This is a genomic window from Brachybacterium sp. p3-SID1565 (assembly GCF_025143785.1).
GTDB lineage: Bacteria > Actinomycetota > Actinomycetes > Actinomycetales > Dermabacteraceae > Brachybacterium > Brachybacterium epidermidis.
The window spans coordinates 43,915-53,875 of the sequence record NZ_JAMBDS010000014.1 but is presented as its reverse complement, the minus strand read 5'-3'; the positions used below and the strand labels follow the sequence as shown (position 1 = coordinate 53,875).

8 protein-coding genes are annotated in these 9,961 nt (G+C 71.8%); 6 read left to right on the top strand and 2 right to left on the bottom strand.

The annotated features are described in order from the left end of the window. Window positions 1-162 precede the first annotated feature (162 nt). Both M4D54_RS05395 and eis read right to left on the bottom strand, forming a co-directional pair. Window positions 163-774, bottom strand: a complete 612-nt coding sequence (locus M4D54_RS05395; protein WP_193865940.1) for a thymidine kinase — start codon at window positions 772-774, stop codon at window positions 163-165. A gap of 117 nt (window positions 775-891) precedes the next feature. Further along, the gene (eis, locus tag M4D54_RS05390; protein ID WP_259890648.1) at window positions 892-2,148 is read right to left on the bottom strand and encodes an enhanced intracellular survival protein Eis; all 1,257 of its coding nucleotides are present in this window, start codon (window positions 2,146-2,148) and stop codon (window positions 892-894) included. A 124-nt stretch (window positions 2,149-2,272) separates the two neighbouring features. On the opposite strand from eis, the gene M4D54_RS05385 reads away from it, so the two are divergent. The 6 genes from M4D54_RS05385 (at window position 2,273) to M4D54_RS05360 (ending at window position 9,959) form a co-directional block, all read left to right on the top strand. After that, window positions 2,273-3,310, top strand: a complete 1,038-nt coding sequence (locus M4D54_RS05385) for a sugar phosphate isomerase/epimerase (RefSeq protein WP_193865939.1) — start codon at window positions 2,273-2,275, stop codon at window positions 3,308-3,310. 126 nt (window positions 3,311-3,436) lie between these two features. Continuing rightward, window positions 3,437-4,468 (top strand): 3-oxoacyl-ACP synthase III, encoded by a 1,032-nt coding sequence (locus tag M4D54_RS05380; RefSeq protein ID WP_193865938.1) that lies wholly within the window; start codon window positions 3,437-3,439, stop codon window positions 4,466-4,468. Continuing rightward, on the top strand, window positions 4,462-7,170 hold the full coding sequence (locus M4D54_RS05375) for an alpha/beta fold hydrolase (RefSeq protein WP_193865937.1): 2,709 nt from the start codon (window positions 4,462-4,464) through the stop codon (window positions 7,168-7,170). Before M4D54_RS05380 ends, M4D54_RS05375 begins: the two co-directional genes overlap by 7 nt. Next, window positions 7,167-8,168, top strand: a complete 1,002-nt coding sequence (locus tag M4D54_RS05370) for an NAD(P)-dependent oxidoreductase (RefSeq protein ID WP_193865936.1) — start codon at window positions 7,167-7,169, stop codon at window positions 8,166-8,168. The genes M4D54_RS05375 and M4D54_RS05370 overlap by 4 nt, the downstream gene beginning before the upstream one ends. Before the next feature lie 6 nt (window positions 8,169-8,174). Further along, window positions 8,175-8,927, top strand: a complete 753-nt coding sequence (locus M4D54_RS05365; protein ID WP_193865935.1) for a vitamin K epoxide reductase family protein — start codon at window positions 8,175-8,177, stop codon at window positions 8,925-8,927. Between the two features lie 153 nt (window positions 8,928-9,080). Continuing rightward, window positions 9,081-9,959, top strand: coding sequence for a ComEA family DNA-binding protein (locus tag M4D54_RS05360; RefSeq protein ID WP_259890647.1), 879 nt, complete (start codon window positions 9,081-9,083; stop codon window positions 9,957-9,959). Window positions 9,960-9,961: the final 2 nt, after the last annotated feature.

The following is a 9,961-nucleotide window of genomic DNA, read 5'->3' as shown; positions in this document are numbered from 1 at the left end:
CCCATCCTGGTGGGCCCCCCGCCCCCCGGGGGGGGGGGGCGGCACCCCCCCCCCCCCCCCCGTCACTGCGTCCGCCCCCCGCCTGCCCCGGTTGCGTGCCCGCGCGGCCAGCGCGGACACCCGATGCCGTGCGATCGGGCCCGGGCCCTCGCGGGGGTGAGGTCAGCCCAGCACGTGCACCCCGGCGTCCTCCTGCTCGCGCATGAAGCATGCCCCGCACAGCGACTCGTAGGTGACGGCGGCCCCGTCGTCGATGGCCACCTGATCGCCCTCGAACACATGACGATCGTCCACCACGCGGCAGTTGAACTCGGCCTGGGAACCGCAGCGACACATGGTGGGCAGCTTCTCGATGTTGTCGGCCAGCTCGAACAGGCGCAGGGCACCGGGGAACGTGCGGGTGCGGAAGTCGGCCCGCAGCCCGTAGCAGATCACCGAGATGCCGTCCTCCTTGGCGATGCGGAACAGCTGGTCGATCTGGGCGGGTTCCAGGAACTGCGACTCGTCCACCAGCACGCAGTGAAGGGGGCGCAGGCCCTTGTCATCGGCCACGGTGTGGATGTGGGAGCGGATGTCCTCCCCGGGGGCGGCGAGCACGTCCACCTGGCGCTTCGCACCGCCGCGGGCCACCACCCAGTCCTCGCCCTTGGTGTCCAGGGCGGGCTTGACGGTGATCGTGGCAAGGCCCCGCTCGTCGTAGTTGTACGCGGTCTTGATCAGCGTGTCGGACTTCCCGGAGTTCATCGCTCCGTACTTGAAGTGCAGCTTGGCCATGCGGGAGTGCTCCAGGGGTCGAGGGTGCGGTGGGACTGGTGCGGGTCTGGGGGCGCAGGCGGGGTAGAGGAGGCGTGCGGGGCAGAGGAGGCGTGCGGGGCAGAGGAGGCGGGCGGGTCAGAACGCATCCAGCACCGAGGGGCGGGGGCCCGCCAGCAGGGCGTCGAGGAAGCGCCCGGCTGCGGGATCGGCATCAGCGCCCAGGCCCAGGCGGCGGGCGTCGGCCACGGTGCGTCCGCCGGTCAGCAGCAGCGAGGCGGCGTGGATGTCCAGGCGCACCACACCCACCAGCCCCTCGGTCCCCGACGAGGGGCCGGCCGCCGGGTCGGCCGAGGACTGCGGGAGAGGATCGGCGGTGATGCGTCCACCTGCCGCCCGGACCTTCCAGCTGCCGGCGGCCCGGCAGGTGCCCTCCGGAACGGTGAGGTCCTCGACCGTCAGCAGGATCGCGCCCTCGAGGCCATCGGGCGCGGGCCTGGCCTCGAGCGCCGCGGCCGTATCGATCACCCGCATCATCACGATGCCGGGCATGTCGGGGGCCGGGCGCAGCCTGCCGCTGGGCAGCACGTTCAACACCGGGTCCTCCGTGCGCAGCCGCAGGCGTGCGGTGGAGGTGACCGTGGACCAGGAGCCCAGGGAGCGCAGCAGGGCGGTGAGATCCTCGCGGGTGCGGCCGAGGATCTCGTGCACCTCCAGGCCCTCCTCGGAGGTGTGGTCGGCCGCACGGGTCCAGGAGATGTAGCCGTGGTCGCGGCCGTCGACGTCCTCCAGCAGCAGCGCCGACCAGCCATCGCCCGGCACGCCCTCGGGGAACAGTGGCCCCTCGCGCAGCAGCATGCCGTTGTCCTCGCAGGTCAGCTCCCGGTACAGGGCGCGCAGGCGCGGCATGGTCCGCTCGGTGACAGGGACCAGGCGCCTGTCGCCCACGGGGCGCAGTCGCTGCAGGTCTCCGAGCGGCACCTGAACCTCGGTCTCCCGAGCCACCTCCTGGTACCCGTAGCGGCGGTAGAGCGCGGGATTGGAGGGGTACAGCATCGAGAAGGCCATGCCCTCTCCCTGGCAGCGCGCGATCACCGCGGTGAGCAGGGGGCCGAACAGTCCGTTGCCTCGGTGCGCTGGATGCACCGCCAGACCGCCGATCCCCCCGCACGCGGCGACCCCGCCTCCGACGGCGATGCGGTCGTGGCGGATGCGGGCACCGGCCGCGATCACTCCGTCGACACCGCCGGGCAGGGAGGAGGAATCGATGCCGATCGCGGTCTCGGCCGGGTTGAACGGCCGTGGTGACTCGGCCGGTTCGCGCCCGCCGAAGGCTCCTGTGCTGAGCGCCCGGTAGGCGCGGGCGTCCTCGGCCCTCAGGTCACGTACTCGCATGGGGCGAGTCTAGGCGCGGCCCCGGCCGGGGTGCGGCCACGACAGCCTGTGCCTCCCGGCCCGCCCACCGGCCCCGCGTGCGCGGCATACTGACAGGGACGCATCCGAGCGTCGAGGAGGAACTGTGAACCCACGTCGTGAGCGCGGCACATCCGACAGCGCGCCCCGCAACGGGGCGCGCAAGCCCTACACCCGCCCCAACAGTGCGCAGCGCAGCGCCCGCGAGAACCTCTCGCGGCGCCTGAGGGAGGGTGATCTGCGCAGTGAGCAGCAGCGGCCGCAGCGGCACATCCCCGTGGGGCTGTCCACCTCCTCCGTGTTCCCTGCCGGGGTGGAGGAGTGCTTCCGCCTGTCCCAGAGCATCGGCTACGACGGCGTGGAGGTGATGGTCTCCTACCCCGAGGACTCGCAGGACCCGGACAAGCTGCGGGCGTACGTGGGGCGCTACCAGCAGCCCATCCTGTCCCTGCACGCGCCCACGCTGTTCTTCCTGCAGCGGCTGTGGGGCGGCGACCCCTGGGTCAAGATCGAGCGCACCGTCCAGCTCGCCGTGGAGCTGGAGGTGCCGACCGTGGTGGCACACCCGCCGTTCCGCTGGCAGGGCTCCTACGCGAGGGAGTTCGTGCACGGCGTCGCGGAGATCGAGGAGCGCTACGGGGTCGCGGTGGCGGTGGAGAACATGTACCCGTGGCGCCTGGGAGTGCGCGAGGTGATGGTGTACCTTCCCGATCACGACCCCACTGACGAGGACTACGCGCACGTGACGGTTGACCTCTCCCACGCCGCGACCGCCGGGGACGACGCCCTGGTGCTGATCGAGGGCCTCGGGGAGCGCCTGACCCACCTGCACCTGGCCGACGGCTCCGGCAACTCCACCAAAGACGAGCACCTGCCCCCGGGGGAGGGCAACCAGCCCTGCGCGGAGGTGCTGCGGCGCCTGGCCAACAGCGGCTGGGGCGGCTCGGTGCTGGTGGAGGTCAACACGCGCCCGTACCGCAAAGAGGGGCAGCGTGAGCAGGTGCTGCGCCAGTGCCTGCTGTTCGCGCGCCACCACCTGGGGCACCACCTCGAGGACGCCCAGGACGGCCGGAATGCTCAGGTCGGCCGGGATTCCAAGGACGCCACGGCAGCGGACACGGTGGGCTCCGGCACCGAGGTGTGAGCCGCCGACGGGACGAGAACTGTTGCCCGACGTGTGATCGGACACCCGTGAGCCGGTCACAGGGAAGCGGTGGGACAATGGGCGCCGCGGTTCAAGACACGACGAAGAACGAGGTAGTGCACGCTGATGGGGAACGGGAACACGCAATTCGTCCACAGGAACGCCTCACTGCTCTCGGTGGAGATGACTCTGCCCTCCGTGACGGTCACCTCCGACGAGATCGACGAGATGCTCACTCCCGCCCGCAAGCGTCTGCGCCTTCCCCGCGGTGTGCTGCAGCGCGTGGCCGGGGTGTACGAGCGGCGCTGGTGGCAGGACTCCCACAACGGCTGGCGGCAGGGCGTGGTCAGCGCCGCCGAGCGCGCCATGGCCAATGCCGGCATCACCCGCAACCAGGTGGGCCTGATGATCAACGCCTCCGTGTCCCGCCCCTATCTCGAGCCGGCCGTCTCCACCGCCATCCACCACTCGCTGGGCATGCCCACCAGCTGCATGAACTTCGACATCACCAACGCCTGCCTGGGCTTCGTCAACGCCATGAGCATGGCCGCCGGGATGATCGACGCCGGGCAGATCCAGTACGCGCTGATCGTCGGTGCCGAGGACGTCGAGGAGGTGCAGCGCGGCACCATCGACCGCCTGAACTCCAAGACCGCCACCCGCGCCGACTTCAACAACCAGTTCGCCTCCCTCACCCTGGGCTCCGGGGCGGCCGCCGCCGTGATCGGCCCCAGCGACAAGCATCCCGAGGGGCACCGCCTCAAGCTCACGCAGTCCCGCGCCGGCACCCAGCACCACGAGCTGTGCGTGGCCAACATGCAGGACATGCGCACCGACTCCTCGGGCCTGCTGGAGAACGGCATCGCCCTGATCTTGGACACCTGGAAGGACGCCAATGACGCCGGCCTGGACTTCCGCAGCATCGAGCACGTCATCCCGCATCAGGTGTCCATGGTGTACACCCGCAACTTCTCGAAGATCACCGGAGTGGGGATGGAGCGCATCCCGGTCTCCTTCCCCGACTGGGGGAACATCGCCGCCGAAGCCGTGCCGATGACCCTGGCGAACCACCAGCAGAACATCGCCCGCGGCGAGCGGGTGCTGCTGCTCGGCGTGGGCTCCGGACTGAACACCGCTTTCATGGAGGTGGAATGGTGAGCACGACCCCCAAGGGCCGACGCCGCGCCCAGATCCCCGAGGTCCCCGCCATGCCCGGCGTGGACCCCCGCATCTCCCGCACCCTCGAGGTGCGCGACCACGCCGGCGAGATGCGCCGCTGGCATCTGCTGGACTCCGCGCCCCTGCTCGCCGAGCGGGGCGTCACCCCCCGCGGCACTCTGCTGGCCGTGCACGGCAACCCCACCTACTCCTTCCTGTACCGCAGCCTGGTGCGCGAGGACATCCCCTGGCGTGTGATCGCCGTGGACCAGCTGGAGATGGGCTGGTCCGAACGCACCGGCGTCACCCGCCGCCTGCAGGACCGCATCACCGACCTGTCCCTGCTCACCGACGCCCTGTCCCTGCGCGGGCCGGTGGTGACCGTGGGCCACGACTGGGGCGGGATCATCTCCACCGGATGGGCGCTGGACAACCGCCACGACGTGGTGGGCATGATCCTCACCAACACCGGCATCCATCAGGAGATCGGGGAGAGCCTGCCCAAGGCGCTGCAGCTGGCGACCACCCCCGCCTTCCTGCCCGCCTCCACCTCCCTGACCGACACGTTCCTGCGCACCACGCTGTCGCTGTCCAAGCCAGCACTTCCCGCCGAGGTGCAGGACGCGTACCTGGCGCCCTACCGCAGCCGCGCCCGCCGCAAGGGCATCGAGACCTTCGTGGCCGACATCCCGGCGGATGCCTCCCACCCCTCCCGCGCCACCCTCGAGCGGCTCGCCGAGGGCATCCGTGAACTGCACGTGCCCACCCTGTTCGCCTGGGGCCCGCGCGACATCACCTTCTCCGACCGCTACCTGCGCGACCTGCTGGAGCGGGTGCCCCACGCGGACGTGCACCGCTTCGAGGAGGCCTCCCACCTGGTGTGGGAGGACGCCGATGTGTCCACGCTGGTGGCCGGATGGCTCCAGGACACCTTCGGCACCGAGGACCGCGCACGCCGCGTGGACATCGCCGATCCTCAGCAGCGCTCCCGCCGCGCCGTGTCCACCTATGCCGAGCAGGCCCCCGAGCGGTACGTCGGCGAGCCCATCGGCCGTCTCGCCGCCGATCCCGCCCATGCCCACCGCCCGGCCGTGGTGGAGCTGTCCGGACCCGACGGCGAGCGCCGCCAGATCTCCTGGTCGCTGCTGAACCGCCGCGTGGAGGACATCGCCGCCGGCATGCTCGCCCACGGCATCCGGCCGGGGGACCGGGTGTCGATCCTCATCACTCCCGGGGCTGACCTCACCGGCGTGCTGTACGCCTGCCTGCGCATCGGCGCCGTCGCCGTGATCGCCGATGCCGGCCTGGGCACCGATGGCCTCACCCGCGCCGTGATCGGATCCCATCCGGACTGGATCATCGGCATCAACCGGGCGCTGGTCGGCGCTCGCGCCCTGGGCTGGCCCGGCCGCCGCATCAGCGTGGCCCAGCTGCCCACAGTGGACCGCACCGTGTTGGGCGTGGAGACCTCCGTCGCACAGCTGGCCGCCTCCGGCTCGCAGATGCGGGACCTGGGTGCCCCGCTGGACGCCCCCTGGCCCGATCCCGAGGTCGATGCGGCGATCCTGTTCACCTCCGGCTCCACCGGGCCCGCCAAGGGGGCGGTGTACACCCACCGCCAGATGTCCGCGATGTTCACCGCGGTGGGCGACACTCTGCAGTTGGACCCCGAGCGTGGCCTGGTCGCGGGCTTCGCGCCCTTCGCGCTGCTGGGCCCGGCCCTGGGTGCCCCCAGCGTGGTGCCCGACATGGACATCACCCGTCCCGGGGAGCTCACCGCGAGCGCCCTGGCCAACGCGGTCGACGCCCTCGGCTCCCCGGCCGTGTTCACCGCGCCCGCCGCTCTGCGGAACATCCTGAGCACCGCCTCTGAGCTGGACGATGCGGGCCGGGCCGCCCTGGCGCGTGTGCCCAGCTTCTTCTCCGCCGGTGCGCCGATCGCCGCGCACATGCTGCGGGAGCTGCGGGGCCTGATGCCGAATGCGAGGGCCCTCACCCCGTACGGCATGACCGAGTGCCTGGTCGCCACCGCCATCGACCTCGAGGGCATCGAGGACGCGGGCCCCGGCGCCGGAGTGTGCGTGGGCAGGCCCGTCAGCCGCGTCCAGGTCGCCATCGCCGCCATGGACGCCGAGGGGGAGACCACCGGGGAGATCACCGACCGCGCGGATGTCACCGGCGAGATCCTGATCCGCGCCCCCCACGTGCGCGACCGTTACCTGATGCTGTACGGCACCACCCGCAGCGCCATGCGCTTCGAAGGATGGCACGCCACCGGCGACGTGGGCCATCTCGACGCTGACGGGCGGTTGTGGGTGGAGGGCCGTGCGGCCCACGTGCTGGCCACCGCCGACGGACTGTTCACCCCGGTGCAGGTGGAGGACGCAGCCGAGACCGTGCCCACCGTGCGCCGTGCCGGCGCCGCGGTGGTGGGCCCGCGTGGCACCCAGCAGGTGGTGGTGATCCTGGAGACCGAGGACGGCTACCGCCCCGGTGCGCCCGGGCGGCCCCGGCCGGCCGAGACCTCCCTGCAGGAGGCCGTGCGCCGTGCCGTGCGCGAGCGCGCTGGTGTGGAGGTCACCGCGGTGTTCACCACCCGTGCCCTGCCCACCGACATCCGCCACAACTCCAAGATCGACCGGGCGGCACTGTCGCGCTGGTCGGAGCAGACCCTGCGCGGCGAGCGGGCGGAGGCACTGTGAGCGGCCGCAGGATCCTGGTCACCGGCGCCTCCGGGATGCTGGGCGGTGCCGTGGCGACCGCCCTGCGCGACCGCGGTGAGGAGGTGCGCGCCTTCCAGCGCCGCCCCGCCGGCATCGACGGGGTCACCGACGTCAACGGCTCCCTCACCAGCGCGGAGGACGTGCGCCGTGCGGCGGACGGCTGCGATGCGGTCATCCACCTGGCCGCGAAGGTGTCCATCTCCGGTCCGGAGAGCGAGTACCGGGATATCAACATCGGCGGCACCCGCAACGTGGTCGGCGCCCTGCGTGCTCAGGGCGGCGGCCAGCTGGTCAACGTGTCGTCTCCGTCGGTCGCTCACCTGGGCACCGCGATCGTCGGCCTGGGCGCGACGCCTGCGGATCCCGAGCACGCCCGCGGCCCCTACGCCCGCACCAAGGCCGCCGCCGAGCTGCTGGCCATGGAGGCCGACGGCCGCGACGGCCTGCTGGTGACCTCCATCCGCCCCCACGTGGTGTGGGGTCCGGGGGACACCCAGCTGGTCGGGCGCATCGTGGACCGCGCCCGCAGCGGCCGCCTGCCCCTGCTGGACGACGGCATGGCGCTGATCGACACCACCTACGTCACCAACGCCGCGGACGCGATCGTGGCGGCTCTGGACCGCATCGAGGACGTCCACGGCGAGAGCTTCGTGGTCACCAACGGCGAGCCCCGCACCGTGCGGGACGTGTTCAACGGCTGGTGCGACGCCGCCGGGGTCCCGCGGCCCCGCATCAAGGTCCCCGGCTCGGTGGCCCGCGCGGCCGGGCGCGTGGTGGAACGGCTGTGGGAGATCCGCCCCGGGGCCGACGAACCGCCGATGACGGAGTTCCTGGCCGAGCAGATGTCCACCGCGCACTGGTTCGACCAGCGCCGCACCCGCGAGCGCCTCCAGTGGAGCCCGGCCGTCAGCATCGACGAGGGATTCGAACGACTCGCGGACTGGTATCGCGCTCACCCCGTCGTGGGTGCACAATAGCCCCTGATGAACCAGAGCCTGAACCAGAACCAGAACCGGGCCCAGGACCAGGCCGGCCCCCGTGCCGAGCAGGATGGCACGGGTACGGAGCCGGCCGGCACCCGGGCCGAGGACGATGCCGCACTGATCGCGGAGATCGACGCGGAGCTCGCGGCCGAGCGCCGCGCCAAGCCCCGCGCCAGCACTGCACTGACCGGTGCGGTGCTGCTGATCGGCGGCTTGGTGGGCTGGATCGCAGCGCTGAACCTGCTGGTGGACAAGCTGTACCTGCTGTCCAACCCCGGCGCCACCCTCGCCTGCGACATCAACCCGTTCATCTCCTGCGGCACCGTGATGATGACCTGGCAGGCCGAGGCCTTCGGCATCCCCAACATGGCGATCGGGCTGGGCGGTTTCGCCATCATGGGCGTGCTCGGTGCGCTGATGCTCAGCGGCACCACCCTGCCCCCGTGGATGCGCTGGGCACGGCTGGGCGGGATGACCTTCGCCTTCGCCTTCGTGCACTTCCTGGCGTTCTCCGCGATCGTCATCATACGCACTCTGTGCCCGTGGTGCATGGTGGTGTGGGTCGCCACCGCCCCCATGTTCTTCGCGACCCTCGCCCACACCGTGGAGAGCGGCGACCTGCGACTGCCCGGTCCGCTGGCGGGGATCCTGCGCCGCTGGGTGCTGCTCACCCTGGCCTGGTACCTGCTGGTGGCCCTGGTGATCCTGATCGCCTTCTGGGGCCAGTGGATGGCGACCCTCGGCATCGGCTGATGAGCGGCGAGTCGGCCCCCAGCGAGGTCGCATACGCGCGCAGTGCGGGAAGACCTGTCTCCCACGCCGGTGAGGTTCCTCCCCAATGACGGGTTCTCCCCATCAGCGGCCGTAGTCCCGTGAGGGCGGTGCCGAGTCCCTAGCGTCGGACCCATGGGAGCAGGACACGGACGGCCGTTGCGCAACCGGCCCGGGCGGCATCGACGCGGTGGAGAGCCGCTCGTCGAGCACGTGGATCACAGGGCCGAGACGCCAGCGCGTCGACTGTCGCTCCCGGCGCCCAGCCCGTCGTCCCTGGTGGGCATCGCGGTGCTGGTCCTGATCGCCGCGGGCGCCATCCACCTGGGGTCCGCCGGCTCTGCCGTGCCGCTGGAGGAGCGCTCCCCGGTGAGCATGTCCGAGACCGCCGATCCCTCCCCGGCGGCTGGAGGGTCGAGCGGGGACGCGACCACCGACGATGCGGACTCGCAGCCTCCGGGCGCTCACGATCCTGATGCCTCGTCGGAGGAGGCCAGCGGAACTGCAGGGGGCGAGCGGGCCGAGGATCAGGCGCCCTCCGAGATCGTGGTCCATGTCTCCGGTGCCGTGGAGAATCCTGGCGTGGTCCGGCTCGAGCTGGGCGCCCGGGTGCAGGATGCGGTCGATGCCGCCGGCGGAGCAGCGCCCGAAGCGGACCTGGCGGCGGTGAACCTGGCCCGCCCCGTTGCGGACGGTGAGCAGATCCACCTCCCGCTGCCGGGCGAGGAACCGCCACCTGCGGCAGCCCCGGAGCTGGGGCAGGCACCAGGCACGGGCGGCTCCCCGGGCAGCGGGGCCGGCGGCACCTCGAGAGATGTCCTGATCGACATCAACACTGCCAATGCATCCCAATTGGAGGAACTGCCCGGCGTGGGACCGGCAATCGCCCAGCGGATCATCGACCACCGGGAGGCCAATGGCCCCTTCCGCTCGGTGGACGACCTGATGGAGGTCTCCGGCATCGGACCGGCCACCCTGGAGAAGATCCGCGACCAGGCCACCGTGAGCGGATGAGG